General features: G+C 62.4%; 22 protein-coding genes and 1 pseudogene. 13 read left to right on the plus strand and 10 right to left on the minus strand.

Annotated features, from left to right (window positions below):
- Nucleotides 1-10 precede the first annotated feature (10 nt).
- Nucleotides 11-880: a hypothetical protein gene (locus NKH38_RS12525; protein ID WP_023689545.1), complete on the plus strand. Its 870-nt coding sequence runs from the start codon at nt 11-13 to the stop codon at nt 878-880.
- Here NKH38_RS12525 and NKH38_RS12530 read toward each other — a convergent pair.
- Entirely contained in the window at nt 877-1,503 is a 627-nt protein-coding gene (locus NKH38_RS12530) for a TetR/AcrR family transcriptional regulator (RefSeq protein WP_023739207.1), read from the minus strand. The genes NKH38_RS12525 and NKH38_RS12530 overlap by 4 nt on opposite strands.
- A gap of 170 nt (nt 1,504-1,673) precedes the next feature.
- Between NKH38_RS12530 and NKH38_RS12535 the strand changes: the two genes are divergently transcribed.
- Nucleotides 1,674-2,861: an MFS transporter gene (locus NKH38_RS12535; protein WP_023700643.1), complete on the plus strand. Its 1,188-nt coding sequence runs from the start codon at nt 1,674-1,676 to the stop codon at nt 2,859-2,861.
- A gap of 79 nt (nt 2,862-2,940) precedes the next feature.
- Nucleotides 2,941-3,876, plus strand: coding sequence for a bifunctional helix-turn-helix transcriptional regulator/GNAT family N-acetyltransferase (locus NKH38_RS12540; protein WP_352760467.1), 936 nt, complete (start codon nt 2,941-2,943; stop codon nt 3,874-3,876).
- Between the two features lie 6 nt (nt 3,877-3,882).
- Here NKH38_RS12540 and NKH38_RS12545 read toward each other — a convergent pair whose 3' ends face one another.
- A complete protein-coding gene (locus NKH38_RS12545; RefSeq protein ID WP_352760470.1) occupies nt 3,883-4,713 on the minus strand; it encodes an AraC family transcriptional regulator in 831 nt (276 codons plus the stop codon).
- 129 nt (nt 4,714-4,842) lie between these two features.
- On the opposite strand from NKH38_RS12545, the pseudogene NKH38_RS12550 reads away from it, so the two are divergent.
- The 5 genes and pseudogenes from NKH38_RS12550 to NKH38_RS12570 form a co-directional block, all read left to right on the plus strand.
- A pseudogene (locus NKH38_RS12550) lies at nt 4,843-5,051 on the plus strand (iron chelate uptake ABC transporter family permease subunit); the annotation flags it as partial.
- Between the two features lie 126 nt (nt 5,052-5,177).
- On the plus strand, nt 5,178-5,648 hold the full coding sequence (locus NKH38_RS12555; RefSeq protein WP_023705728.1) for a MarR family winged helix-turn-helix transcriptional regulator: 471 nt from the start codon (nt 5,178-5,180) through the stop codon (nt 5,646-5,648).
- The gene (locus NKH38_RS12560) at nt 5,645-6,838 is read left to right on the plus strand and encodes an HlyD family secretion protein (RefSeq protein ID WP_352760473.1); all 1,194 of its coding nucleotides are present in this window, start codon (nt 5,645-5,647) and stop codon (nt 6,836-6,838) included. The genes NKH38_RS12555 and NKH38_RS12560 overlap by 4 nt, the downstream gene beginning before the upstream one ends.
- Before the next feature lie 347 nt (nt 6,839-7,185).
- Nucleotides 7,186-8,721: a DHA2 family efflux MFS transporter permease subunit gene (locus NKH38_RS12565; protein ID WP_023671527.1), complete on the plus strand. Its 1,536-nt coding sequence runs from the start codon at nt 7,186-7,188 to the stop codon at nt 8,719-8,721.
- Between the two features lie 334 nt (nt 8,722-9,055).
- Complete coding sequence (locus NKH38_RS12570; RefSeq protein ID WP_352760478.1) at nt 9,056-11,674, plus strand: EAL domain-containing protein; 2,619 nt, start codon at nt 9,056-9,058, stop codon at nt 11,672-11,674.
- Nucleotides 11,675-11,703: 29 nt separating this feature from the next.
- On the opposite strand, the gene NKH38_RS12575 is transcribed toward NKH38_RS12570, so the two are convergent.
- From NKH38_RS12575 to NKH38_RS12590, 4 genes are all read right to left on the minus strand, one after another.
- On the minus strand, nt 11,704-12,234 hold the full coding sequence (locus NKH38_RS12575; protein WP_023689553.1) for a CAP domain-containing protein: 531 nt from the start codon (nt 12,232-12,234) through the stop codon (nt 11,704-11,706).
- Nucleotides 12,235-12,379: 145 nt separating this feature from the next.
- On the minus strand, nt 12,380-13,012 hold the full coding sequence (locus NKH38_RS12580; RefSeq protein ID WP_352760482.1) for a LysE family translocator: 633 nt from the start codon (nt 13,010-13,012) through the stop codon (nt 12,380-12,382).
- Between the two features lie 152 nt (nt 13,013-13,164).
- A complete protein-coding gene (locus tag NKH38_RS12585) occupies nt 13,165-15,138 on the minus strand; it encodes a Tad domain-containing protein (protein ID WP_352760485.1) in 1,974 nt (657 codons plus the stop codon).
- Nucleotides 15,139-15,325: 187 nt separating this feature from the next.
- The gene (locus NKH38_RS12590; RefSeq protein ID WP_023694757.1) at nt 15,326-17,215 is read right to left on the minus strand and encodes a pilus assembly protein; all 1,890 of its coding nucleotides are present in this window, start codon (nt 17,213-17,215) and stop codon (nt 15,326-15,328) included.
- Between the two features lie 336 nt (nt 17,216-17,551).
- On the opposite strand from NKH38_RS12590, the gene NKH38_RS12595 reads away from it, so the two are divergent.
- Both NKH38_RS12595 and NKH38_RS12600 read left to right on the plus strand, forming a co-directional pair.
- Complete coding sequence (locus tag NKH38_RS12595; protein WP_023739212.1) at nt 17,552-18,409, plus strand: TIGR01459 family HAD-type hydrolase; 858 nt, start codon at nt 17,552-17,554, stop codon at nt 18,407-18,409.
- 9 nt (nt 18,410-18,418) lie between these two features.
- A complete protein-coding gene (locus NKH38_RS12600) occupies nt 18,419-19,402 on the plus strand; it encodes a bifunctional riboflavin kinase/FAD synthetase (protein WP_352760490.1) in 984 nt (327 codons plus the stop codon).
- Between the two features lie 29 nt (nt 19,403-19,431).
- Here NKH38_RS12600 and NKH38_RS12605 read toward each other — a convergent pair whose 3' ends face one another.
- The 4 genes from NKH38_RS12605 to NKH38_RS12620 all read right to left on the minus strand — a co-directional run bounded on the left by NKH38_RS12605 (nt 19,432) and on the right by NKH38_RS12620 (nt 21,325).
- Nucleotides 19,432-19,986, minus strand: a complete 555-nt coding sequence (locus NKH38_RS12605) for an HdeD family acid-resistance protein (RefSeq protein WP_023671535.1) — start codon at nt 19,984-19,986, stop codon at nt 19,432-19,434.
- A 128-nt stretch (nt 19,987-20,114) separates the two neighbouring features.
- A complete protein-coding gene (locus tag NKH38_RS12610; protein WP_352760493.1) occupies nt 20,115-20,528 on the minus strand; it encodes an MAPEG family protein in 414 nt (137 codons plus the stop codon).
- A gap of 12 nt (nt 20,529-20,540) precedes the next feature.
- A complete protein-coding gene (locus NKH38_RS12615) occupies nt 20,541-21,023 on the minus strand; it encodes an SRPBCC family protein (protein WP_352760496.1) in 483 nt (160 codons plus the stop codon).
- Nucleotides 21,020-21,325 (minus strand): ArsR/SmtB family transcription factor, encoded by a 306-nt coding sequence (locus tag NKH38_RS12620; RefSeq protein WP_023689559.1) that lies wholly within the window; start codon nt 21,323-21,325, stop codon nt 21,020-21,022. Before NKH38_RS12620 ends, NKH38_RS12615 begins: the two co-directional genes overlap by 4 nt.
- Nucleotides 21,326-21,536: 211 nt before the next feature.
- Here NKH38_RS12620 and NKH38_RS12625 point away from each other — a divergent pair, with 211 nt between their 5' ends.
- The 3 genes from NKH38_RS12625 (at nt 21,537) to NKH38_RS12635 (ending at nt 26,439) form a co-directional block, all read left to right on the plus strand.
- Entirely contained in the window at nt 21,537-22,340 is an 804-nt protein-coding gene (locus NKH38_RS12625; protein ID WP_031194051.1) for a MipA/OmpV family protein, read from the plus strand.
- A 232-nt stretch (nt 22,341-22,572) separates the two neighbouring features.
- On the plus strand, nt 22,573-25,554 hold the full coding sequence (gene ileS / locus NKH38_RS12630; protein ID WP_023819984.1) for an isoleucine--tRNA ligase: 2,982 nt from the start codon (nt 22,573-22,575) through the stop codon (nt 25,552-25,554).
- Nucleotides 25,555-25,755: 201 nt separating this feature from the next.
- Nucleotides 25,756-26,439 carry a hypothetical protein gene (locus NKH38_RS12635; protein ID WP_023682973.1) on the plus strand — a complete coding sequence of 228 codons (684 nt, stop codon included), beginning with the start codon at nt 25,756-25,758 and terminating at the stop codon, nt 26,437-26,439.
- Nucleotides 26,440-26,465: the final 26 nt, after the last annotated feature.

Consider the following 26,465-nt stretch of genomic DNA (forward strand, 5'->3'; position numbering starts at 1 on the left):
AGGAAAGGCCATGGCCCGCATTGCCGTCATAACGCATGAATTTGACCGCTTCCAGAGCCGGCGGGGCCTCCTGCTGCGCCAGGACAGCCCCTACATGCTGTTCGACGTCCTGGCGGAGCTGAAACGGCGCGGTCACTCCGTGCAGATCATGCGTGGACCCTCGGCAAGTCATAACGCCGATATTGCCGTCCTGCATGTCGACGCGACAGTGACGCCATCGGACTATGTCGACTACGCGCGCGGATTTCCGATTTGTCTCAATCTTGGTGCAACCGACATTTCCAAGCGCCGCATCAGCGGTGCGATCCTCGAGGAGGGTGCCAACTGGAGCGGCCAGGTCATCGTCAAGAGCAACCTCAATCATTGGGGGACGCCCGAGGAGCAGCTCAACCGAAAATCCGTTCGCGCCGGCAAGGCAGTGCCTTTCCCGGGCGCTCAGACCTTCGACCGTTATCAGGTGCATGCCTCGCTGGCCGATGTGGCGCCGGAGATTTTCAGGCGTGCCGACCTGATCGTGGAAAAATTCATTCCCGAAATCGAGCCCGACGGGTTTGCGGCGCGGTTCTGGATATTCTGCGGCGATCGGGAGCGCTGCACCCGCTATGTCTCGCCGCAGCGCCTGGTCAAGGGCGACGACACCATCCGCCGGGAGCCGGTTGCGGTTCCCGACGAATTGCGCGCCTTGCGTCGGAAGCTGGGCTTCGACTATGGCAAATTCGACTTTGTCGTGCATGAGGGCAGGGCCGTGCTGCTCGATGCCAACAAGACCCCGGGTCGCGCCAGGAACCTGTCGAAGATCGTTGCCGCCGGCACCGCCAACCTGGCCGACGGCTTCGAAAACCTCATCCACCAGACCGGACGGGGTCGAATCGGGCGCTAGAGAAACAGTCCCAACTGCGTATGGATGATCGACCGGTAGTCGTCGATGGTGTGGCGGCTTTCCTCCTGGTTCTGGGTCAGCGCCATGCGCACGACGCCGCCGGCCAGCTGGAAGATCAGGAAAACCATACGGCCGAACTCATTGCGTCGCTCTGGCGCGAGAAAGGGGCCGACATGGTCGCAGAACATCGTCGCCTGGCGCCGGGTTTCGGCGATGTCGAGATTCTTCAGCGCCTTGTCAGCCTGGATGGCGTTTTGCAGGTCCTGAATGGCGGGGTCGCCGGCGACGCGCTCATAGTAGTCGTCGAGCAGCCGGTCGGCCGCAGCGATAACGTCGCTCAGCCCGCCGACGTCGGCAACGATCGCGGCAAGCCGGGCGCGGCTCACTTCGGAGAATCGCTCGTAGAGCATCGCCAGGATCGCCGACTTGTTGGGGAAGTAATGATAGACGGTGGCGATCGGCCCGCCGGCCTGTGCGCCGACTTCCTTCATGGTGACGGCGTCGATGCCTTTCTCGCCGATCAGCCGCATGGTCGTCGACAGGATGGCGTCGATGCGCTCGCGGCTGCGCTCCTGTTTGGGCCTGCGCCTCGGTTCGGTCGTCATCTGCACTGCTTCGTTCATGCCGCCATCCTCTCGATCGCCCAGACCATTCGATCGCCAAGACCATCCCCAGCCTTGTTGGTGCCAAGTCCCGCTACTGATTGACAAACGAATATGATCGAGTATCAGTTTCTAAATGCTGACAGACTGTCAGTTTTTTTGCCGTCAGGCAAGGACGTTGGGAGGCGACCGTGACTTCTGCTGGTAACGCGGATGCCGGGAACGGCGACTGGCTGGTCGGCAACCCCACTGGGGCGCAACTCGCCTCGGCATTGTGGATCGGCTCGGTCGGGCTGCTCATTCTCGGGCTGCAGCCGGTGCTTCTCGGCGCGCTCTACACCGAAGGGCATGTCAGCGGTGACGAACTCGCGCTGGTCGCCACGGCGGAGATGATCGCCATCGGCATCGGATCGGCGGCCATCGCCATGATGCTGTCCGCCCACAATATGCGCTTGAAAAGTGCCGTCCTTCTGCTCTTGCTGGCGCTGGCGAACGGGGCGACCGCCTATGCGCTGACCTCGACCTCGCTGATTGCCGCCCGCGCGGTGGCAGGCCTCGCCGAGGGTGGGCTGGTGGCGGTCGCCACGGAACTGATCGCCCGTTCACGCCGGGCCGAGCGCATCGGCGGCTTCTTCGTCACCCTTCAGACCCTGGCGCAATGCGCCCTTGCCCTGCTGCTGGCGCTTTACGTCATCCCGGCCGCCGGATCGGCGGGCGGCTTCATCGTTCTTGCCGTCGTCTGCATCGCCTCGGTGGCCGTCGCCTTCATCGTCCCGGATAGCTATGCCGACCTGCCCAAGGAGGAACAGTTCAGCAATGTGCTGACCGTTCCTTCGCTTGCCGCTTTGCTGAGCGTCTTCTGCTACTTCATGTTCTTCGGCTCGGTCTGGGCGTTTCTCGAGCCACTTGGCGCACAATACGGCATCGATGGCCGCACCGTCGGCCTGATCGTCTCGGCCAACCTCGCATTGCAGGTGCTGGGCGCAATGACGGCTACCGTCTTCGAGGCGCGCATCGATTACCGCTTCGCCATAGTGGCGATCGGCGTGGTCGCCGTCGCCAGTTCCGTGATGCTCGCCGGCAGCCCCGGCCTGACGGTTTTCTGGGTCGCGGCCTTGATCATGGGCTTCATCCTTCTGTTCATCGTGCCCTATCAGATCCGGCTGGCGATCACCGCCGACGAGACGCGCACGGCCGTGCTTCTGGTGCCGGCGGCCCAGCTTTTCGGTCTGGCGATCGGCCCGGTCGCGGCATCGCTGCTGATCGACGGCAAGGATTTTCGGCCGGTGCCGGAATTTGCCGCCGCCAGTGCTGCGGCCAGCGTTGTGCTGCTCGGCCTGTTCGTCCTGATCGCACGGCGCCGCCGCGCCATCGCCTGAGACACGACCGGGGGAGCATCTCCTCGATACTTGACTAAGTCAAATAAATGACCGATCGTTGATGGGCAGGAGGCTTCCCATGACGATCCATCATCAACCCGGCAAGGAACGCATCGACGCGGTGCGGGCTTTCAACCGCTTCTACACCCGCCAGATAGGTCTGCTCGACGAAGGCCTGCTGAAAAGCGCCTTCTCGCTGACCGAGGCGCGGGTGCTCTACGAACTGGCGCATCGCGATGGCCTGACCGCCAGCGATCTCATCCGCGATCTCGGCCTCGACGCCGGTTATGTCAGCCGGCTCCTGAAGAAGTTCGAGCACCTGCAGCTGATTGCGCGCGCGCCGCTGGCGTCGGATGCGCGGCAGTCGTCGATCACGCTGACGCCGGTGGGGCGGCAGGCCTTCGCGCCGCTGAACCGGGCTTCGCACGACCAGGTCGCGGCCTTGCTGGAGCGGCTTCCTGCTGCCGAACAGGACCGGCTGGTCAAGGCCATGCAGACGGTGCAGCAACTCCTGGGCGACAGCCCGGAGTCCAAAGTGCCGTATATGCTGCGCCCCTTGCAGGTCGGCGACATCGGCTGGGTGGTGCGCCGCCAAGGACAGATCTACGCACAGGACTATGGCTGGGACGAAACCTACGAGGCGCTGGTCGCCGAAATCCTCGGCGCCTTCGTAAAATCCTTCGATCCAGAATGGGAACGCAGCTGGATTGCCGAACGGCAAGGGGAGGTGGTCGGCTCGGTCTTCGTCGTGCGCAAATCCGACGCGGTGGCGAAGCTGCGCCTGCTCTATGTCGAACCATCGGCGCGCGGCCTCGGCATCGGCAAGCGGCTGGTTCAGGAGTGCATCGGCTTTGCTCGTGCCAAGGGCTACAAGACGCTGACCCTATGGACCAACGACATCCTGACCGCCGCCCGCCACATCTACGAGAGTGCCGGCTTCAGGCTGGTGGACGAAGAGCGCCATCACGCCTTCGGCAAGGATTTGGCCGGCCAGAACTGGAACCTGGAGCTGTAGCGGCGTTCAGGCCACCGGGACCCATATCTCCAGCCCGCCATTGCCGCTGCGCGGATCGAACTCCGGGCCGTAGCGCTCGAATTCGGGGCCGTCGGCTATATCGTGCCCCGAGGCCGGCAGCCATTTGTTCCAGATCGTGTTGACGGTGCGGCGGATGGTGGAGATGTCCTCGGCATGGGTGAACACGGCGTATTTCTGCGCCGGCACCCGCACACGCGAAAGCTCCTTCGGCAGGTCCGAGAAATCCGAAACTTCGACCCCGGCGATATAGTCGAAATTGCCGGCATCGTCGCCATTGACGCAGACGCCATAGGCGACGTCGCCGGTCTCGCCCGGGATGTTGCCGATAAAGGGACCGAAGCGCTGCCACTGCATCGGAATGGCCGCGCTGGTTTCGCAGCTGTAGCGCTCGCCGAGGCCGGCAATGAGGAAGGGACGGCCGGTCTCGAAGCGCGGCGGCGGCAGTGAGGCGAGGAAGGACTGGTCCATCAGGATCGGCTCCACCAGGTCGAGATTGCTGAGGCTGCCCTGCGCGCGCACCAGTTCCGGCGTCGTGCCGAACTGATCGCGGAAGGCGCGGGTGAAGGCTTCGTGCGAGGCGTAGCCGGCATCGAGCGCGACAGCGAGGATGTCGGGCGCGCCGGAAGCCAGCTTGCGCGCCGCTTCGGTCAGCCGGCGCGCGCGCATATAGCCCATCACCGAACGGCCGGTGGCGGCGCCAAAGGCGCGCGTCACATGAAAGCGCGAGACGCCGCTGCTTTGCGCGACATCCTCAAGCGAGATCGCTTCCGGCAAATGGCTCTCGACAAACCACAGCGCTTTCTCGGTCGGGTTCATGAGTCTCCTCTCATTTGGCCACTCCATGCTGCCGGCTTTTTGCGAGGCCAGTTTGATCGAAATTGCGCCTGTCGTAAAATCGAAGGGCGCTGGTCGACTGTGGTAGGTCACCATCGTGGAAAGCCGCTGCTGGGCGGCCTCGGCCTGGCTCGCTGGGACAATATCCAGGCGCGCTGGGTGCGGGCACCATCCTTGCCTATGCCCTGTGGAACCACCGCCGGCTCGATGCCTTCCCCGCCGGCGAAAATGCCGCCGAAAGCCTAGGTGTGCCGGTGGCGAGGACGCGCAAGACGACCTTTCTCCTCGCGGCGTTCTCGACGGCAATTCACGTCACGGTCGGGAGGTCATCCGCAACCGTCATTGACTGTGCCATGACCGCATCTGCATGGCTGCCATCCCTCTTTTTCGGCTCTGGTGCAATGCGGCGCCTTGAATGGTAAGCACGCTTATAATATATACCGCTCATGGTTTCCGACGGCATAGATAGATTGGGCTTTTTGATCCACGACGTGCAGCGCCTTATGCGCAAGCGTTTCGAGGCGCGCGCCAGCGGACTTGGCCTTTCCTCGGCACAATGGCGGCTTCTGGTTCGCGTTGCCAAGGAGGCGGGCGTCGCCCAGGCTCGCCTCGCCGAACTTCTCGAAATCGAGCCGATCAGCGTTTCACGCCTCGTCGACCGGATGGAGGAGGGCGGCTGGATCGAGCGGCGCTCCGACGCAACTGACCGGCGCGTGCGTATGATCTTCCCGACAGCCAAGGCGAACGCGGCCTATGCCGAGGTCAAAAGCCTTGCTGGCGAAGTTTATGAGGAATCGCTGGTCGGCGTTTCGCCGGACGACCGCCGCGTCCTTATCCGGGCGCTGGACACCATCGTGCAAAACCTGGCGGACGGCGAGACGTCGTCCTTGAAGAGTACGGAAGGGGCAGCAGCATGAACGCGGCAGCCAAGCTAGACGAGAATGTAACCAAGATCGAGACGCCGGCAAAGCCGGCCGCCGAAGCGCCTGCACAGCCGGCCGCAGCACCTGTCGCGGTGGCTCCCCCGGTTCAACCCGCTCCGGCTCCGGTCAAGAAGCGCCGCCTCGGCCGCTTGCTGCTGATGGTCGCCCTGCCGGCCGCGCTGGCCATTGGTGGCGGTTATGTCTGGGTGACCGGCGGCCGCTATCAGGAAACCGAGAACGCCAATTTGCAGCAGGCCAAGGTGTCGATCGCCTCGGACACCGCCGGCCGCATCGTTCAGGTCGGCATCTCGGACAATCAGCAGGTCAAGCAGGGCGATGTGCTGTTTGCCATCGACCCCGAGCCCTACCGGATCGCGTTAACCCAGGCCGACGCGGCGGTCGCAGTCGCACGCGTCGGAATCGAACAGCTGCGCGCCGCCTACAGCCAGGCACTGGCGCAGGAAAAGTCTGATGCCAGCCAGGTCGACTACGCGCAGTCGCAGTATGACCGCGCCGCCGACCTTGCCCAGAAGGGCATCAACGCCAAATCGTCGCTGGACGAGGCCAAGAACGATCTCGACAAGGCCAGGCAGCAACTGGCCGTTGCCGAGCAAGGCATCATCAGCGCCAAGGCGGCTCTCGCCGGCAATCCCGATATCGAGACCGACAAGCATCCGACGGTGATGGCCGCACTCGCCGCGCGCGACAAGGCCGCCTACGATCTGGCGCAGACCACGGTCAAGGCGCCGGCCGACGGCGTCATCAGCCAGGCCTCCTCGTTCAAGGTCGGCCAGTATGTCGGTTCCGGCACGCCGCTGTTTGCGTTGGTCGAGACCGGCGACACCTGGATCGATGCCAATTTCAAGGAAACCCAGCTTACCCACATGAAGCCTGGCCAGAAGGCCGAGGTCGTCGTCGACACCTATCCGGGCAGAACTTTCGAGGCCACCGTCAAGGCGATCGGCGCCGGCACCGGCGCGGAGTTTTCGCTGCTGCCAGCTCAAAACGCGACCGGCAACTGGGTCAAGGTCACGCAGCGCATTCCGGTGCGCCTGGAGCTGACCGATGCCGACGCCAAAATGGCGCTGCGCACCGGCATGAGCGCCTCGGTTACGGTGGATACCGGCGTTGCCCGCGGCTTCCCCGCTATCTTCGGCCACGCCACCGCAGGCGAAGCACAATAGACTGTGAATGGACCGTGATCTCGAAAAGCAGGAACACGGCCCGGCAGAACGCCCGCCGCAGGCGAGGTGAAGTTGAGATGACAGGATCGGTCCGACGGCAGGTTGAACGAGGGGTGGATTGGACCGGGCCGCATCGCGGCCTGCCCAGAACCTGGACCACTTCGGCGCCGTCTTCGGACCTTGGATTTCCGGGCGGCAAGCGCCTGATGTGTCGAGACCTTCGATCGATGTAACCCCCACATCGATAGATCGCGTCCCACCGCGATGAAGGTCTCTTCACCAGAGAAGGCCTCGCCGCCCGGAAACCTAGTGTACACGTTTTTGTTACCTGTCGGAAGTTCCGCATCATGACCACACCAGAACCTTTCAAGGAAGTGCCGCATCGCGGCTTGATCACCGTGGCGCTGATGCTGGCGACCGTCATGCAGGCGCTCGACACCACGATCGCCAATGTCGCGCTGCCGACCATGACCGGCGACCTCGGCGCCTCGCCCGACAACATCAATTGGGTGTTGACCTCCTACATCGTTGCCGCTGCGATCATGACGCCGGTGACCGGCTGGTTGGCCGACCGCTTCGGCCGCAAGGAACTGTTCCTGGCGGCGGTTGTCGGCTTCACCGTGTTCTCGATGCTGTGCGGTATTGCCTGGAGCCTGGAGAGCATAGTGTTCTTCCGGCTGATGCAGGGCGTGTTCGGCGCCGCCATCGTGCCGCTGTCGCAGACCTTCCTGCTCGACATCAACCCCAGGGAACGCCACGGCCAGGCGATGGCCATCTGGGGCGCCGGCATCATGCTGGGGCCGATCCTGGGTCCGACGCTGGGCGGTTGGCTGACCGAGAATTTCAACTGGCGCTGGGTGTTCTTCATCAATTTGCCGGTCGGCATCATCGCCTTCCTCGGCATGGCAGCCTATTTGCCGGTCGTTGCCCGGCGGATCCGCAGCTTCGATTTCTTCGGTTTCGCCATGATTTCGCTCGGCGTCGGCGCACTGCAGCTGCTGCTCGACCGCGGCGGCGAGGTCGACTGGTTTTCCTCGGTCGAAATCTGGATCGAGCTTGCTCTTTCGATCACCGGCTTCTGGGTTTTCATCATCCATACACTGACGGCGGAACGTCCTTTCATCGACCCCAAGATCTTCCTCGACCGCAATTTCGTCACCGGCCTGGCCTTCATCTTCGTCATGGGCGTGCTGATCCTGGCCTCGATGTCGCTGCTGCCGCCGATGCTGTCGACCATCTTCGGCTATCCAACCGTCACCATCGGCGTCGTCCTGGGGCCGCGCGGTGTCGGCACGATGATTTCGATGCTTGTCGTTGGGCGGCTCATGAGCAGGATCGACGCCCGGATCCTCGTCGTCATCGGCTTTCTGCTCACCGCGCAGTCGCTCTACACCATGTCCTCCTTCACGCCGCAGATGGACAATTGGCTGATCCTCAGCTCCGGCGTCATCCAGGGCCTCGGCATGGGCATGGTGTTCGTGCCGCTGTCGACGGTGGCCTTCGCCACGCTCGACGTGCGCTTCCGCACCGACGCCACGGCCCTGTTCAGCCTGGTTCGAAATCTCGGTTCGTCGATCGGCGTGTCGGTGGTGACGGTTCTCATGGTGCGCAACACGCAGGTCAATCACACCGAACTGTCGGCTTTCATCAACCCGTTCAACCCCAATTTGTGGGCGGCCTCGCCGGCGGCAGCAGGCGGCGATCCGACGGCACTTTCGCAGGTGGACCGCATGGTCAACATCCAGGCGATGATGATCTCCTACGTCAACGACTTCAAACTGCTGATGGTGATGACGCTGGTTGCCATTCCGTTTGTCTTCCTGCTGCGCAAGCCGAAGACCGCTCCGGCCGGCGCGGCCGCTCCTGCCGCGCATATGGATTGAGGCGGGCGCCGGTAGCGCTGGCAGCAAGCTGGTTGCCCCTGATGATTTGTTGCTCGGATGATCGTCAAAACCCGCGTGTGCAAAAGAATATCGATAATGAGCCGTTGGAAGTTGATTTGAAATGACATTTGCACCTTTGGTATCTGGTTGCTGACGCCTCCAATTCCGTTACAGTTCATCTTGAATTAGCACATCTGTAACATTGTCAGTCGACTTTCATTTGGCACGACAGAGGCCCTTTCTTGTTTCAGGTGCCAAACCGGAGGAGGTCTGTTTGGTCACGAAGTCATCCAGAAGATCCGTCGGGGCGCGCGGGCCGGTGGGCGAAGCCGCATTGGCAAGACTGGCTGACGTTTCCTACGATACGCTCGAGGGAGAACTTCGCACGACCATTGCGGGTCTCGAAGGGCAGACCCTGCGCTTCGAGACTGCGATCGAGAATATTTCGCAAGGCATCTGCTTTTTCGATGCCGATGAACGGCTGATCCTGAGCAACCGGCGCTATGCGGAAATCTACCGCATTGCGCCCGAGGAATTGCGGCCTGGCGTGACACTGAGCGAAATAGTCGAACGCCGCGTCGCCGCCGGCACGGCGGCGACGGCCGCCGACACCTATCTCGCAACGGCTCGCTCGATCAATTCGGGCAAGGCTTCGCGGCTCTGGACCGCCAAACTTGTCGATGGTCGCACAATCCAGATCCGTAACCAGCCCATGCCCGATGGCAGTTGGATCGCCACGCATGAGGACATCACTGAACTCCTCGTCAATCGGCAGATCGTCGACGAGCGCATTTCGCTGCAGGCGCTGATCGACTGGGTGCCCGATTATCTCTGGGTCAAGGATACGCAAAGCCGTTTCGTCGTGGTCAACAGCGCCCTTGCGACCGATAGCGGCCGCAACAAGACCAGCGACATGATCGGTTTGACCGATTTTGATCTCCACCCCCCGGAATTTGCGCGGAAATTTCGCCTGGTCGAGCAGCGCCTGCTCAAGAGCGGACAACCAATGATCGACGCGGAAGAGTTTGTCGTGGATGCGTCGGGCGCCGGCAAATGGCTTTCGTCGACGAAGGTGCCGCTGCGCAATCGTCAAAATGAAATCTTCGGCCTGGTTGGCATCGCCCACGACATCACCGCCCGCAAGCAGGCGGATGTCCTTCGCAGCGGGCAGGCGCAGATCCTCGAAATGATTGCCACGAGCGCGCCGCTGGAGGACGTGCTCGACCGCCTCATGCGCTTCGTCGAGTCTCAGTTGAAGGGGATATTCGGTTCCGTCCTGCTGCTCGACAAGGACGGCATTCATTTGCGTCACGGTGCGGCGCCGGGCCTGGCGAAAGCCTATACGAGCGCCATCGATGGGGCGGCCATCGGTCCCAAGGTGGGATCCTGCGGAACCGCCATCTACCGGCGGGAACCGGTCATTGTTACCGATATTCTGCAGGATCCGCTTTGGGACGATTACCGCGAACTGGCGGCACCCCATGGCTATCGTTCGTGCTGGTCAACCCCGATCCTGTCGCATCGGGGCGTCGTGTTGGGCGCCTTTGCCATGTATGCGATGACCGTGCGCGAACCCACCCATGCCGAGACCCGCCTGATCGAATTCACCACACACATTGCCGGCATCGCGATCGAGCGCAAATTGGCGGAAGACCAGATCCACTTCATGGCCAACCATGATGCGCTGACCGGGCTGCCCAATCGCGCTTTGCTGGAGGATCGGCTTTCCCAGGCGGTCCTCTACGCGCAGCGATACAATCGCTGGATGACGGTGGTGTTCATCGATCTCGACAATTTCAAACTGGTGAACGATACGTTTGGCCACAATGCCGGTGACGAACTCCTCAAGACCGTCGCCAGCCGTTTGGTTGGATGCGTGAAGGCCACCGACACCGTCGTGCGGCTTGGCGGCGACGAATTTGTCATCGTCCTGTTCGACCAAACCACCAATGTCGATGTGGTCTCGGAAACCCTGCAGACGATCAGGGATGCGATCGCGGAACCGGTTCTTGTCGGAGAGCATCGGCTGAGAACGACGGCCAGCATCGGCATCGCAAATTACCCGAAGGACGGGACCAGCCCGGATACGCTGTTGGCCAATGCCGACGCCGCCATGTATCGCGCCAAGGAATTCGGCCGCGACAATTTCCAGTTCTATGCCCCGGAGTTCAACTCAACGGCACATGAAAAATTCCTGCTTCAGGAGGAATTGCGAAACGCGCTCGCCCGGTCGGAATTCGCTCTGCACTATCAGCCACAGGTGGATCTGCGATCGGGGCAGGTTTTCGCCGTTGAAGCGCTGGTGCGCTGGAACCACCCGACGCGAGGCCTGGTTTCGCCGGCGATGTTCATCCCGACCGCCGAGGAGACCGGGCTGATCGTGCCGCTCGGCGACTGGATCCTGCACGAAGCCTGCCGGCAGAACAAAGCCTGGCAGCGCGCCGGTCTGTCGCCCGTAGCCGTCTGCGTCAACGTGTCGGCGCGGCAGTTCCGGGAGAAGAACCTGATCGACCGCGTCGTCAACGCATTGAAGGAAAGCGGCCTGGAGGCGAGGTATCTCGAGCTCGAAGTGACGGAAAGCCTGATCATGCAGGATTTCGAGCTGGCGGTCGCAACGATGAACGGACTGCAAAAGCTCGGCGTGCAGATATCGATCGACGATTTCGGAACAGGCTATTCCAGTCTCAGCGCCCTCAAGACGTTTCCGGTGGCGCGGCTGAAGATCGACAAGTCCTTCATCAACGATCTCGCGACCGACGAGAACGATCAGGCGGTCACTGGCGCCGTGATTTCCCTGGGGCAGAAGTTGAACCTTCGGGTGCTGGCCGAAGGTGTCGAAACGGAAGACCAGGTCGCCTTCCTGCGCAAGAACAATTGTGACGAGGTGCAGGGCAATTATTTCAGCGAACCCCTGTCGGCTGGGGATATCGGCGAGCTGATCGCGAAAGGCTGACGGCTGGCTCGCGCCGTAACCGCTGGCTGCTATTTTCCGAGCACCAGGCTCCAGTAGCGGATGGCGCTGTCGCGTCCGTCGCGTACATAGGCGAGGCCGAAGCGGCTGAAATCCGGATCGAGCATGTTGCGGCGGTGGCCAGCCGAATGCATCCATATGTCGAACAGTTTCTGCTGGTCGAAGCGGCCCTCGGCGATGTTCTCGGCGGCGGCGCCCCGCACGCCATTGTCCTTCATCCGCGACGCGAAATCCTTTCCCCAGCCCGTCGTGTGGCTCATGCGTTCGCGTGAGGCCATATAGCCGGCCTGCTGCCGAGCGGCCTGCTCGAGCTGGGCGTCCGGCACCAGCGCCGGCAGTCCGGCCGAAGCTCGGATGCCGGCCAGCGTCGCGGTGGCCGAGGACGACACACCGGCGCCTTCGCCGGTCGGCACCGAGACCGTGCTGCAAGCAGCGAGGCCGGCCATGGCTGCAAGGCCGATCAGCAGCAGGCGCCTGTTTGGTTTTGGACTTGCTGCGCCAGAGCGGGTTTGCGCGAGCGGGTGATTGGTGCTGCAGATCATTGTCATGCGAGCTGACTTAGCGGCGATCATGGCTTTTGCCGGGCAGGGCCGCGAAAATCTCAATCGCTGGCCTCCGTGCGGGTTCGGCCGATCGATTCGAATGGGAAGGTCGGCGGCCGATGTAGTCTCGGCGCGTTGCCTCCGATCAGCGTTGCGCGTCGGTCGCCATTTTAAGCGCCAGCCCGGCAAGCACCGTGCCCATCATCCAGCGCTGGATGACCATCCATAGCGGCCGTCCGGCAAGGAAGGTCGCGATCGAACCGGCCGTTACCGCGATGATGGCATTGACGGTCAGGCTGATCGAGATCTGCGTGGCGCCGAGCACCAGAAGCTCCGACAGCACATGGCCCTTGCCCAGCGAGATGAACTGCGGCAGCAGCGACAGATAAAGCACCGCCACCTTGGGGTTGAGGAGATTGGTCATCAGGCCCATCGCGAACAGCTTGCGCGGCCTGTCCTTCGGCAGTTCGCGCACCTGGAATGGTGAGCGCCCGCCGGGTCGCACCGCTTGCCAGGCGAGCCATAGCAGATAGAGCGCGCCGGCAATGCGCAGTGCGTCATAGGCAAACGGCACGGCAAGCAGCAGCGCGGTGATGCCCAGCGCAGCCGATACGACATAGAACAGAAAGCCGGCCGCCACGCCGCCGAGCGAGATCAGCCCGGCCTTGGGGCCTTGCGACAGCGAGCGCGAGATCAGGTAGATCATGTTCGGCCCGGGCGTCAGCACCATGCCCAGGCAGACCAGCGCGAAGGCGAGATGGTTGGCGGTTTCGGGCACGGGCAATCTCCGGGAGGCGGTGACGATACCGAGCACGCGTTTTGACTCACCGCAAGAGCATGATGGCCGGAGACTTTGCGCCAGCGTCGAAAAAAGACGAAAGCGAAGCCGTCAATTTCCCCCGCAAGGGGGAAGATCAGCAGCTTCAACCCTCAGCTCACCACGCGCAGGTTCGAGAGCTCGTTGGCGATTTCCTTGAAATTGTCGGACAGCGTGGCGCCGGTCGCGTTCCAGAACAGTTTTGCAGGCTTGCTCGGGTCGGCCGGATCCTTGCGGAAGCGCGAGTCCGACGAGCACACCTTCAGTGCCTCCATCGCGCTCTTGTCGCCGGCGTCGGTCGTCGACATATCGAGCGCCACCGTCATCACCATGATGTTGGCCGCCTTGGCGTTGTTGCACAGCGTCGCCATCTGCTCGTTGAGGGCGGCGGTGTAGTTGCTCGACGAATAGTTGAGCTGGCCGATGGCGCTCGACGTGCCGCCGAACAGGCGGGTGACCGCAGTGCCGTTGTAGCCGACGCCGGTATAGCCATAGGCGGCATAGGTCGACTTGTTGCCGGCGGGATCGCTGCTGGGCACCGCGTAGGTGTTCTCGCCGTCGGTGAGCACGATGACCACCTTGTCGTTGCCGCGCTCCGTCTCAGGACGTCCTCCTGTGAAAGGCTCCGTGCTGGAGACGGTGCGCCAGCCCCAGGCCATGCCCTCCGGCACATTGGTGAAGCCGTTCGGCGCCATCAGGTCGATTGCTGCCTTGATCTTGGTCAGCCCGGCGGCGTTGGCGACGTCGGTCAGCGGTGTGATCGGCGTGGTGGTGCAGCTGTAATTCGGACCTGCACCCGTCCCCAGCACCGGAGCATTGATCGGCCGTGGCTGGAAATACTTGGCCATGTTGGACTGCCTGGTCTTGCCGGAGGTGCTCGCCGGATCGTCGTTCCACCAGCTGTTGGCCGCGCCATAGGTCTTGGGGGCCACCTCGTCGGGGTCCTGCGTTATGTACCAATGATTGCCCGGCTCGTCCGGCGCGAACATCGGCACGAACATGGTCGCGGGATCGCCGACGCCGGTGCCGGTGTTGTTCGGTCCGCCGGAGGCCGGCGCGTCGGTGACATTATAGGGGTAGGGACGGACCTCGACGCAGCCCTGCCAGCTGGCGAACGGTCCGTATGTGTCGTTGTAGTCGTATTCGTTGTGGCTGTCCGAGCATGTATGATTGGCACGATATTTGTCGCAGACCACGCGTTTGCTGCCGACGATGCGCTCGTGGCTGGTGACCACCTTCATGTCGCGGTAGAGCGAGAAGCGGGTCAGCATCTGCCCCTCCTGCTCACCCCAGCCAGTGCCTTTCTTGTACCAGATGCCGCCGATCTTCTGGGCATATTTGTCGGCTGCGTTAAGCGTGGACCAGGCGAAATTCTCATTGTGGATGGGCGACAGCCCGTAGGCGTCGATCCACGACGCGTTGTCGTTGCTGGCGCCGACATTGACCGAGGCGGCGAACGGCACAAGGCTGAACTGGACCGGCTTGTCGATCTGCTTGATCATCGCGGCCTGCAAGGCAAGCGTGTCGACGAGCTGCTTGGCGGCTTGCTTGAGAAGGTCGATGCGCTTTTGTCCGGCACCCGTGCCCGTGTTCGACATCGACCCCGAATTGTCGAGCACCATGGCCACTTCCAGCGTGTTCTTCAGCCGGACTTGCGAACACACGGAGTAGGTGACGTTTTCCGACGTCCTGCCGATCAGCATCGCCGCTGCCGGCAGGAAATAGGGCTTGTAGACCAGGCTGGCGCACAGCTTGACGATGCCGCCGCCGGTCGTGCTGCTGGGCAGCGTAACGCTGAGCGTCGTGTCGGCGGGATCGACGTCGTTGAGGTTTGCCTTGAAGAAGTCGAGCGCATAGGCCCGCAACTGGTCGTCGGTGGCGCCTTCCACCAGCCGGCGCGCGGTGGCGAAGTTGGCGGCGTCGAGTGCGTTGACCACCCTCTGCTTCTCGCTGACCACGCCGGTGTAGTCGACGGCCATGGCCACGCCGCCCATCAGTGGCACCATCGCCACAACGGTCATCAGAGCGTAATTGCCGCGGCGGTCACGCCAGAAGTCACGCCGGAATGTGCGCCAGAGTTCACGCATGTGATGTAAGCGGCCCCGCCTGCGGATTCTTCAATGCCGCCACAGTTTCACAAAACGTTGAAGGACGGGTTTGGGAAACTGCTCGATTGCGCGGATAGCGCTTCACCAGGCGCTAACCAAATGCGCCAGCTGCCGAACGCAAAACGCCCCGCCGAGGCGGAGCGCCTTGTTCGAAAGATCGCGCCGATCAGCTGACGATGCGCAGGTTCGACAGTTCGTCGGCGATTTCCTTGAAACTTTGCGACAAGGTGGCGCCGGTCGCGTTCCAGTACAGCTTCGCCGGTTTGCTCGGGTCGGTCGGATCCTTGCGGAAGCGCGAATCCGAGGAGCATTTCTTGAGCGCATCTATGGCAGTCTTTTCCGCCGGCTTGGAACTAACAAGGTCGAGCGAGACGGTCATCAAGAGAATGTTCGAATTCTTCGCATTGGCGCAAAGGGTTTGCATCTGCTCGTCAAGCGCGGCCGTGTAGTTGGTCGCCGTATAGGTTGTCTTGGCGACGGTCGTGTTGACGAACAGGCGGGTCGCAGGCTCCACTGGCTTCGGAAAATTAGGGCCGGTGTAGCCATAGGCGGCGTAGGTCGATCCATTCTTGGCGTAGTTGCTGGTCATGTCGTTGCTTGGGCCGATGCTATAGGTGTTTGCGCCGTCGGTCAGGACGATGACCACTTTGTCGTTGCCTCTTTCGGTGTTCGGCCGGCCTTGCGTAAAAGGCTCGTTGCTCGACACCGTCCGCCAGCCCCAGGCCAGCCCTTCCGGCACGTTGGTGTTGCCCGTCGGGGCCATGGCATTGATGGCATCCGTCAGGATTTTCTTGCCATCGGTGGTGGTTATGTCCTGCAACGGCGTGATCGCGGCGGTCGTGCATGCCGAATTGGGTCCATCATCGGCCGCAGCGGCTGCTGCGTCCCAGGGCTTTGTCAGAAAATACTTGCGCATATCCGCCTGGCGTTTGGGGACAGTCAGCGTGTCGGAATAATCGATCCACCAATTGTTGGCGTAACCCCACGTCGATGTGCTGGTGCGAGTTGTGTCGGTCCAGAAATTGCCAGCTTCGTCCGGCGCGAACATCGGCACGAACATGGTGGCGGGCGTCCCAGTGGTCGGCGACGTGTCGTCGTCATTATAGGGATACGGCCTCGCCTCCACGCAGCCCTTCCAGGCTTCGTATTTGGCGACGACGGAGGTCTTGCAAGTGCCGTTCGAGTTTTTCTTCGTACAGGTCGTTGCCATCATATCCTGATAGAGGGTGAAACGCGTCATCTCCTTGTCTTTGTCTGTGCCCCAGCCCGTGCCGCGCTGGTAGTAAACGCTGCCAACTTTTTCGATCCATTTGGTGGCATTTGCCGCCGCTGTCATCGTCGACCAATCGAAGTTCTGATGATGGATCGGGGAAATGCCGGTCGTGTCCAGCCACGTCGGCAATGGAGCCGGGGGGATCGGAGCGCCGACATTGACCGACGCAGAAAACGGGACCAGCGAGAACTGCACCGGCTTGGTCACCTGCTTCATTTGTGCGGCCTGGAGCGCCATTGTATTGACAAGCTCGGTCGCGGCCTTCTTGAGCAAATCTATTCGCGGCTGGCCGGTGCCGGAGCCGTTGATGCTCATAGAGCCGGAATTGTCGAGCACGAGAGACACTTCCAGCGTGTTTTTGAGGCGGATCTCCGAGCATGCCGATGTTGTGACGTCGGCGGCGGTTCTTCCGATCATCATGGCCGCTGCCGGCAGGAAATAGGGGTGGTACGTCAATTCGGCGCACAGCTTCAGCGTGCCACCACCTGCGTTGTTGTTGGGAAGCGTCACCGTCAGGGCCGTATTGGCTGCTTTGACGCGGCCGAGATTGGCTTCGAAGAAATCCTTCGCATAGGCCTTGACTGCCGTGTCGGTCGCCCCGGTGACGATCTGCTGTGCCGTGGCAATCCCGGCGGCATCCAGCGCGTTCAGCATGTTCTGCTTTTGGCGCAAGAGATCGGTGTAGTCGATGGCAAGCGCCAGCGCGCCCATCAAGGGCACCATGGTGATCACTGTCATCAAGGCATAGTTGCCGCGTCTGTCGTTCAGAAATCTGCGGATCATGCCTTCAGCACCCCTGCCAGGACCCCAATATCGGTCCGAAGATGCCCACAAAATCGTTAAATTTCAGGTTGCTGAAATGCGTTCAACATAGGCCCATCTTTTCAAGGCTCGTTAACCACTCGGCCCTGGTGATCAGCGGTGCGACATTGTTTCGATAGACCGAAGCTCGGAGAAGGGTGGTTCCTGCCTGTGCAACCTTCGATCAGCCCGTTGCGCAACAGCCTGGCAAGTGCCGAAAAGCTGGTGACAGGATGAAACGCTTCGGTTAATGCGGGGCCGGTTGCGGCGGACCGTCGGCTGCAGCTCTCGCAATGATCGTCACAGCAGGTAAACGGCATGGCGGATTCGCCTGATATCATCGGCTCGCTCGCGGATTTGTCGGGCGCCTACTCGGCCATCCTGTGCGATGTCTGGGGCGTGATCCACAATGGCGAATGGCATTTTCCGGCGGCTGCCGAAGCGCTTGCCGCCGCGCGTGCGAAGGTCCCGGTCGTCCTGATCACCAACTCGCCGCGCCGCAATGCCGATGTGGTGGCGCAGATGAATGCGATCGGCGTTCCCGCCGTCGCCTACGACCGCGTCGTGACCTCAGGCGATGTGACCCGCGACCTTATCGCCGAAGGCCCACGAAAAATCTTCCATATCGGCGCCGACCGCGATTTCACCCTCTATGACGGTCTGGACGTCGAGCTCGTCGAGGAGTTCGAGGCCTCCGGCGCGGTCTGCACCGGGCTGTTCGACGACGAGGTGGAAACGCCTGAGGATTACGCCGATCTGCTGCGCCGGCTGCGCGCCAGGAACCTGCCTTTCATCTGCGCCAATCCCGACATCGTGGTCGAACGCGGCGAGCGCATGATCTGGTGCGCCGGCGCCTTGGCGCGCGACTATGCCCAGCTTGGCGGCCGCACGCTGATCGCCGGAAAACCTTATGCGCCGGTCTATGACGTAGCGCTGCGGGAGGTCGCCGTGCTTCTCGGCCGAGACGTCGCGCGCACCGAGGTGCTGGCCATCGGCGACGGCATGATGACCGACGTCAAGGGCGCCGCCGACAACGGCATCGACGTGCTTTACGTCTCGGGCGGCATTCACGCGCGCGACTATGGCGATCCCATGCAGCCGGACCCCGCCAGGCTTGCAGCCTTTCTGCAAAAGCACGGCTACCGGCCGGTCGCCGTCATTCCGAGACTGCGGTAGGGTTGCTGCATGAGCGCAGCTTTCGAACACATTTCAGCAACCGCGCCGCTGCCGCCGCATTTGCGCGGCGGCGTGGTGGCGATCGGCAATTTCGACGGCGTCCATCGCGGCCACCAGGCGGTGCTCGATCGCGCGCTTGCCGAAGCCGGGCGGCGCGGCGTGCCGGCGCTAGTGCTGACCTTCGACCCGCATCCGCGCAAGGTGTTCAGGCCCGATATGCCGCTGTTCGTATTGACGCCGCCGCCGATGAAGGCGCGGCTGCTGTCGCATCTGGGCTTTGCCGCACTCGTCGAACAGCCGTTCACGCGCGCCTTTGCCGGCCTGTCGGCCGAGGCTTTCGTGACCGATGTGCTGGAGACGAACCTCGGCATCACCCATGCCGTCACCGGCTTCGATTTTCACTTCGGCAAGGACCGGCAGGGCGGTCCTGCGTTTCTGATGGCGGCAGGCGAGCGCCATGGTTTCGGCGTCACCCTGGTCGACGCCTTTCGCGACGAGGGCGCCGAGGTGGTGTCGTCGAGCCGTATCCGCGAGCTGCTCTGCGAGGGAGAGGTCGCCGAGGCCGCAGGCCTGCTCGGCTACCGCTTCACCGTCGAAAGCGAAGTGATCGGCGGCCAGCAGCTCGGCCGCACGCTCGGCTTCCCGACAGCCAACATGAGGCTTTCGCCGGAAACGACTCTGAAGGAAGGGATTTATGCCGTCCGCTTTCGCCGCGCCGACGGCACGCTCTATGATGGTGTCGCCAGCTTCGGGCGTCGCCCGACTGTCGACGACAATGGCGCGCCGCTGCTCGAAACCTTCGTCTTCGGCTTTGCCGGCGATCTCTATGGCGAGATCTGCGACGTATCGCTCTTCGGCTTTTTGCGTCCCGAGGTGAAGTTCGATGGGCTCGATGGGCTGGTGGCACAAATGAAGCGCGACGAGGCGGAGGCGCGCGCGCTGCTGGCCGGCGTCAGGCCGCTTTCGGATCTGGACGGCGCCATCGCTTTTTGAGCCTTCCGGCCGCTTACCTCTTCAAGCCCCTACTTCTTCAACGCCAGTCCGAGAGCGATGAAGCTCCAGCCCTGGAAGATCAGGTCGATGGCCAGGAACAGGCCGAGCACCCACAGGCTGTTGACCGGCCAGCCCATGGCGATGGTCAGCCCCGCCAGCACGCTGATCAGGCCCGCCGCGACGACCCAGCCCCAGCCCTTTTCCGGTCGGTGGCTATAGCCGACCCAGGCCCTGAGCGCGCCTGAAGCGACCAGCGCCACCGCCAGCAGCAAGGTCAGCACCGTCGAGGCCAGCAGCGGATTGTCGAAGGCAAAGAAACCGGCAACGGCATAAAGTAGGCCGCTGAGCAGCCAATAGAAGAAGCGACTCCAGGTCTTCACGCCGAAGGCATGCACGATCTCGATGATGCCGGCCATCAGCATCAGCCAGCCCACGACATAGACCGAGGCGACGGTGGCGATGAACAGATTGCCGAAGGCAATGCCGCCGAAGATGAGCAGCAGCACGCCGAGCGCGACGAACCACCCCCATTTGTCCCGTGTCCGGCCGATCGCATCTTTGAGGGTATCACCGTGCAGGGTCATGGCTGCATCTCCTCGAAATCGCCTGGCACCTTGCCGGGAGGTTAGCCCCGGCTGTAGCGGACGTCCAGCCGATGGCGACGGCTAGCAAACAAACAAAGCGTCGGTGGCTTGAGGTTCGCGCGTACGTGTCAATTTATGGCAGCCCACCCAGTCACAAGGACGAGGACAAGCGTGACGATCGCTCCAGAGACGTAGACGATCGTTCTGACACTGCCACCCTTGGCGGCATTGCCGCCGCGTAGGTAAACCCCCAGGTGAAGCAGGCGTATCGCCACATGAACCCAGACAATGGTCGCCAACGTGGCCGACCCAACGCCAACCATCATGGCCAGCACCGCCGAGACGACAAAAGGCGCCAGCGCCTCGACCGAGTTCATATGCACGCGGTCGATCCTGTAGAGGAGATTGGCGTCGTCGGCCGGGATCACCGGACCGGAAAGCGCTCCGGCAAATCCCTTGGACGAACCCGAGTAAACCGCCAGCGCGACTGACAAAAGACAGAGGATCAGTACACCGAGGATGCTTAGCCAATAGGGTTCCATAATTGTGCTCCTTCAGGTCACCTTGCTGGCAAAAAGATCTTGGAATCGCCTGAGATACAGCGGCCAGCCTTGATCACCGTCAATCCCAAAGCGCACGCCTTCCCAGCCTTCGCCATGACGTTCGAGATTGCGATGCTCGATCTCGACGCGGGTCCGGCTATTCGTCTCTGCCGTAAACCGGACTTCCCACTCGCTGGTCCTGTCCGGATTGGTCTCGATCTGCCATTGAGGGCTGATATCCCAACTCAGAAGCAGTCGGTTCGGCGGCTCGTAGGCCAGCACCCGTGCCCAGCGGCACTCGCTGCCATCCACACCGCGGTCGTAGACGTGACCCCCAACGCGGGGTTCGAAGATCGTCTCCGCGATCGGCACCGCAAGCAGGTTATGCTCTTTGGGTTTGAAACTGCCGAAGTCCTCGGTGAAGACCTTGAAGGCATGTGCGATCGTAGCCTCGACAAGGATGGAGTGCCTCACGGGCGGTTGATGCGTGCTCATTCCTGCTCCTTCAAGGGCTGTTCGACGACCACTTTGTAGGCCGCCAAGGTCTTGCTCCAGAACCGGTCGAGTTCGGCGCGCAGGCTGGCCAAGCCTTCCGGTTCGACCCGGTAGATGCGTTGCTTGCCTAGCCGTGTGTTGGCCACGAGGCCGGCGTCCTTGAGCACCTTCAGGTGCTGCGAGACCGCCGGCCGGGTGACAGGAAGCGCACGAGCCAATTCCCCGACCGAACAGGGTTGTTCGACCAGCAGTTCGAAGATCGTCCGCCTGGTCGGGTCGCCAAGCGCTGTCCATCTGTTCATGTTAGTCTGCACTAACGCGAATTTAGGCAACCTCGCTATTTCTGTCAACTCGCCACAGGCCCGGCGGCGCCCTGTTCAAATGGGCCACAGCGCAAAAAACAGGGTCGCAGTTGCCGCCACTGCTGTAGATTTTAAGTCAAATTTTACCGAACCGGCGCCATGGCTTTGGCTGCCGGGTGTTCTCTCCGTTTGTTTCGCGTATGGGGTGATGATGCGTATTGTCTGGACGATTCCGCTGTTTCTCGCCTCGGCGCTGCTCACTGTGTCCACCGCCAATGCGGGCGAGGGTGCCTTCGGCTGGATGTCCGGCGACTGGTACCTGACGCTTGGCGCCACCGGCATGGTCGCGCCGAAATTCGAGGGCTCCAACAGCTATCTGCTCAGCGCATCGCCGATCATCTCGCTGGGCAAGGCCGGCCCGGCCGCGCGCTTTACCTCGCGCAACGACAACATCTCGCTGGCGCTGGTCGACGATGGCGGCGTCCGCGCCGGCCTGACCGGAAAATTCCTGTTTTCCCGCGACAGCAAGGATGAGCTCAAGGGCCTCGACCCGGTGCGCTGGGGCGGTGAGGTCGGCGGCTTCTTCGAAATCTATCCGACGGACTGGCTGCGCGCCCGCGCCGAACTGCGCCACGGCATTCGTGCCCATGATGGCTTTGTCGCCGACATCGCCGCCGATGCTTTCTACGACGTGACGCCGACTGTCAGAATTTCGGGCGGACCACGCGTGTCCTTTGCCTCGTCGGGCTATTTCGACTCTTATTATGGTGTCAACGCCAAGGAGGCTGCGGCCTCGGACCTGAGCGAATACCATCCTGGCGGCGGCCTGAAATCGACCGGCCTTGGTGGCGCCATCACCTGGAAGGTGACCGATCCGATGACCGCCAGCCTGTTCGGCGAATATGCGCGCCTGATGGGCCCGGCCGCCGATTCCAGCCTGGTCAAGGAGCGCGGCGACCGTAACCAGTTCACGGTCGGCGTCTCGACCACCTATCGCTTCGACTTCGCGATGTAAGTGAATCGAACAAGAGACGCTTTATTCCTGCGGCTTTCTCGGCTAAAAGCCCGGCAATGACGAGCTTTTCACGCCTTCGCGCGCTGACGATACGAATTACAGGCCCGGTGTTCCGGGCGGCCTGAGCGCCGCCGGAGCCGCCGGGAGTTTTGCGCGCCCCCTCGCGCTTTTCCAATCATGATAGTTCACGCCCGAGCTTTTACGCCCGCCGGGCAATGCATATGGCAGACCAATGACCGACACTGTTGAAACGATCGACTATTCCAAGACGCTTTACCTGCCGCAGACGGATTTCCCGATGCGCGCCGGCTTGCCGGAAAAGGAACCGCTGCTGGTCAAGCGCTGGCAGGACATGGACCTCTATCGCAAGCTGCGCGAGGAGGCGGCCGGCCGCGAAAAATACGTGCTGCATGACGGCCCGCCCTACGCCAACGGCAACATCCATATCGGCCATGCGCTGAACAAGATCCTCAAGGACGTCATCACCCGCTCGTTCCAGATGCGCGGCTATGACGCCAATTATGTGCCGGGCTGGGATTGCCACGGCCTGCCGATCGAATGGAAGATCGAGGAACAGTACCGCGCCAAGGGCAAGAACAAGGACGAGGTGCCGGTCAACGAATTCCGCAACGAATGCCGCGAGTTCGCCGCGAACTGGATCTCCGTGCAGGGCGCGGAGTTTCAGCGACTGGGCGTCATCGGCGACTTCAAGAACCCCTATACGACGATGGCTTTCCATTCGGAGTCACGCATCGCCGGGGAGTTGTTGAAGTTCGCCATGTCGGGCCAGCTCTATCGCGGCTCCAAGCCGGTAATGTGGAGTGTGGTCGAGCGCACCGCGTTGGCCGAGGCCGAGATCGAGTACCAGGATTATGAGTCGGATACGATCTGGGTGAAGTTTCCAGTTGTGTCAGGATTTTGGAGCGTTGAGCACTTTGTATCAGACGCTGCACCGTCCATGCGCGTTCCGGAAAGCGTTGCACTTTTGGACAACGCCCACGTCGTCATCTGGACGACAACCCCGTGGACGATCCCCGGCAACCGTGCCGTCAATTATTCGTCACGGATCGGCTACGGCCTTTATGAAGTTACCGCAGCCGAAAATTCGTTCGGTCCACAGCCCGGTGAAAAGCTGATCTTTGCAGATGCGCTTGCCGAAGACTCCTCGGCCAAGGCCAAGGTCACCTTGAATCGGCTTCGCAGCGTTTCGGTCGAAGAGCTTGGAAGCCTTACACTTTCACATCCCTTCAAAGGTCTCGGCGGCGGCTACGAATTCGCCGTGCCGATGCTGGCCGGCGATCATGTCACCGACGACGCCGGCACCGGCTTCGTCCACACCGCGCCCGGCCATGGCCGCGAGGACTTTGATGCCTGGATGGATGCGGCATCGGATTTGCGCGCACGCGGCATCGACCCTGCCATCCCCTTCACTGTAGATGATGCTGGCTTCTTCACCAGGGACGCGCCGGGTTTTGGCCCGGATCGCGAAGGCGGGGCGGCGCGCGTGATCGACGACAACGGCAAGAAGGGCAATGCCAACCAGGCGGTCATCGACGAGCTGATCAAGCGCAACGCACTGTTCGCGCGCGGCCGGCTGAAGCACAGCTATCCGCACTCGTGGCGGTCGAAGAAGCCGATCATCTTCCGCAACACGCCGCAATGGTTCGTCTATATGGACAAGGACCTCGGCGACGGCACGACGCTGCGCAGCCGTGCGCTGAAGGCGATCGATGACACACGCTTCGTGCCGGCGGCCGGCCAGAACCGTATCCGCGCCATGATCGAGGAACGCCCGGATTGGGTCTTGTCGCGCCAGCGCGCCTGGGGCGTGCCGATCGCCGTCTTTGCCGACGAGGACGGCAATGTGCTGAAGGACGAAGCCGTCAACCAGCGCATCATGGACGCATTCGAGAGGGAAGGCGCCGACGCCTGGTTCGCTGCCGACGCCAAGGAGCGTTTCCTCGGCAATCACGAGGCCTCCAAATGGAAGCAGGTGATGGACATCCTCGACGTCTGGTTCGATTCGGGCTCGACGCATGTCTTCACGCTGGAAGACCGTCCGGACCTGAAATGGCCGGCCGACGTCTATCTCGAAGGCTCCGACCAGCATCGCGGCTGGTTCCACTCCTCGCTGCTCGAAAGCTGCGGCACCAGGGGCAGGGCACCTTACGACACCGTCGTCACCCATGGCTTCACCATGGATGAGGAGGGGCGAAAGATGTCGAAATCGCTCGGCAACACCGTCGTGCCGCAAGACGTCATCAAGCAGTCCGGCGCCGACATTCTGCGGCTATGGGTGGTGACGACGGATTATTGGGAAGACCAGCGTCTCGGCAAGAACGTGCTGCAGACCAACATCGACGCCTACCGCAAGCTCCGCAACACCATCCGCTGGATGCTGGGCACGCTCGCCCATGACGATGGCGAGGAGGTGCCGCTGGACAAGATGCCGGAACTGGAGCGGCTGATGCTGCATCGGCTGGCCGAGCTCGATGAGGTCGTGCGCTCGGGCTACGACGCGTTCGAGTTCAAACGCATCACCCGCACTTTGCTCGACTTCATGGTGGTCGAGCTGTCGGCCTTCTATTTCGACATCAGGAAGGACGCGCTCTATTGCGAAGGACCCGCCAGCGTGAAGCGCAAGGCCTCGGTACAAGTGGTGCGCCACCTCTTCGACTGCCTGGTGAAATGGCTGGCCCCGATGCTGCCCTTCACCACGGAAGAAGCCTGGCTCGACCGTCATCCGGATGCTGTCTCGCTGCATCTCGACCAGTTCCCCGAGATTCCGGCCGACTGGAAGAACGAGGCACTGGCGGAAAAATGGCGCAAGGTGCGGCAGGTCCGCCGTGTCGTCACCGGCGCGCTCGAGATCGCACGCGCTCAGAAGGTCATCGGTGCCTCGCTGGAAGCCGTGCCGGTCGTGAGCCTCGACGATGCCACGCTTGAAGCCGCGATCGCCGATGTCGACATGGCCGAGATGGCGATCACCAGCGATCTCGTCATCGCCCATGGCAAGGCGCCGGAAGGCGCCTTTGCGCTCGACGATGTCAAAGGTGTCGCGGTGGTGGTCGAAAAGGCCGAGGACCGCGGCTTGGTCAAATGCGCGCGTTCGTGGCGCTATACCGCCGATGTCGGGCAGGACGTGGAATTCCCCGACGTGTCTGCCCGCGATGCCGCCGTCCTGCATGAACTCAAGGCTCTGGGACGTTTGTGACTGCTCATAAGCCGGTGCACAAATGAAATGCCGCGTGGGCGAAAACCGCCCGCGCGTTGCCCTTAACGAGTGGTTGAGATAAACACGCGAAACTCCGGAAGACAAATTGTCGCCGGAATTCCGTCGCAAGAGCGTGGACGATGGGGACCGGGCCTTTGGCCGGTGACGATCGAGAGGCTGTCTAGAGTGGGACTTTTTGGCATGATCGACAGAACTTCCGTGCGCGTTGCGCTGCTGGCGCCGCTTGTCGCGTCCGGCCTCGCTCTGTCCGGTTGCATGGGCTCGCCTACCTACGGCACCGACAAGACGGCTGGCGAGCAGCTTGCCGGAGACCTTTCCGGCGCCTTCGCGATCACGCCCAAGCACAAGGAACAGATCGACTACAGGCCGCGTCCGGAGCTGGTAAAGCCGGCGCCGGGGCAGAAGGAAGTGCTGCCGCCGCCGCAGGAAAGCATCGAGACGGCGAGCACCGATTGGCCCGAATCGCCCGAGCAGCGCCGCGCCCGCCTGCGTGCCGACGCCACTGCCCACCAGGACGACCCGTCCTATCAGTCGGGGATCGTCGATGACGTGCAGACCGATCCGGCTTCCGTGAAGAAGGCGCTGGCGGATTCGGGCTCCAGCCACCCGCCGGCCTGGTCGCCGAAGGATTCAGACAAGGGCCGCGCCGCCGAGATCCAGCGCCGTACCGCAGAGCAAAAGCAGGGCGACCCCAACACTCGCAGATATCTGAGCGAGCCGCCTCTGGCCTATCGAGCTGCCTCCGACACGGCGCCGCAGGGCGAACTCGGCGAGGATGAATACAAGAAGGAACGCCGCCTCAAGAAGGAAGCGGCCGCCAAGGGCAAGAGCGGCGGGCTCTTCGACTGGCTGCCCTCCTGGTAGGAACCGTCGCCTTCGGTAGCTGAAGG

The sequence above is a fragment of the Mesorhizobium sp. M1078 genome (genome assembly GCF_040318615.1).
GTDB lineage: Bacteria > Pseudomonadota > Alphaproteobacteria > Rhizobiales > Rhizobiaceae > Mesorhizobium.

What these genes read in the sequence shown, in the direction of transcription:
- NKH38_RS12575 (WP_023689553.1), bottom strand. Translation starts at nt 12,234, where the DNA reads ATGATCTGCAGCACCAATCACCCGCTCGCGCAAACCCGCTCTGGCGCA.
- NKH38_RS12615 (WP_352760496.1), bottom strand. Translation starts at nt 21,023, where the DNA reads ATGAGCACGCATCAACCGCCCGTGAGGCACTCCATCCTTGTCGAGGCT.
- NKH38_RS12540 (WP_352760467.1), top strand. Translation starts at nt 2,941, where the DNA reads ATGACGATCCATCATCAACCCGGCAAGGAACGCATCGACGCGGTGCGG.
- NKH38_RS12635 (WP_023682973.1), top strand. Translation starts at nt 25,756, where the DNA reads ATGATCGACAGAACTTCCGTGCGCGTTGCGCTGCTGGCGCCGCTTGTC.
- NKH38_RS12525 (WP_023689545.1), top strand. Translation starts at nt 11, where the DNA reads ATGGCCCGCATTGCCGTCATAACGCATGAATTTGACCGCTTCCAGAGC.
- NKH38_RS12555 (WP_023705728.1), top strand. Translation starts at nt 5,178, where the DNA reads ATGGTTTCCGACGGCATAGATAGATTGGGCTTTTTGATCCACGACGTG.
- NKH38_RS12545 (WP_352760470.1), bottom strand. Translation starts at nt 4,713, where the DNA reads ATGAACCCGACCGAGAAAGCGCTGTGGTTTGTCGAGAGCCATTTGCCG.
- NKH38_RS12625 (WP_031194051.1), top strand. Translation starts at nt 21,537, where the DNA reads ATGCGTATTGTCTGGACGATTCCGCTGTTTCTCGCCTCGGCGCTGCTC.
- NKH38_RS12605 (WP_023671535.1), bottom strand. Translation starts at nt 19,986, where the DNA reads ATGACCCTGCACGGTGATACCCTCAAAGATGCGATCGGCCGGACACGG.
- ileS (WP_023819984.1), top strand. Translation starts at nt 22,573, where the DNA reads ATGACCGACACTGTTGAAACGATCGACTATTCCAAGACGCTTTACCTG.
- NKH38_RS12565 (WP_023671527.1), top strand. Translation starts at nt 7,186, where the DNA reads ATGACCACACCAGAACCTTTCAAGGAAGTGCCGCATCGCGGCTTGATC.
- NKH38_RS12600 (WP_352760490.1), top strand. Translation starts at nt 18,419, where the DNA reads ATGAGCGCAGCTTTCGAACACATTTCAGCAACCGCGCCGCTGCCGCCG.
- NKH38_RS12610 (WP_352760493.1), bottom strand. Translation starts at nt 20,528, where the DNA reads ATGGAACCCTATTGGCTAAGCATCCTCGGTGTACTGATCCTCTGTCTT.
- NKH38_RS12560 (WP_352760473.1), top strand. Translation starts at nt 5,645, where the DNA reads ATGAACGCGGCAGCCAAGCTAGACGAGAATGTAACCAAGATCGAGACG.
- NKH38_RS12585 (WP_352760485.1), bottom strand. Translation starts at nt 15,138, where the DNA reads ATGCGTGAACTCTGGCGCACATTCCGGCGTGACTTCTGGCGTGACCGC.
- NKH38_RS12530 (WP_023739207.1), bottom strand. Translation starts at nt 1,503, where the DNA reads ATGAACGAAGCAGTGCAGATGACGACCGAACCGAGGCGCAGGCCCAAA.
- NKH38_RS12595 (WP_023739212.1), top strand. Translation starts at nt 17,552, where the DNA reads ATGGCGGATTCGCCTGATATCATCGGCTCGCTCGCGGATTTGTCGGGC.
- NKH38_RS12620 (WP_023689559.1), bottom strand. Translation starts at nt 21,325, where the DNA reads ATGAACAGATGGACAGCGCTTGGCGACCCGACCAGGCGGACGATCTTC.
- NKH38_RS12590 (WP_023694757.1), bottom strand. Translation starts at nt 17,215, where the DNA reads ATGATCCGCAGATTTCTGAACGACAGACGCGGCAACTATGCCTTGATG.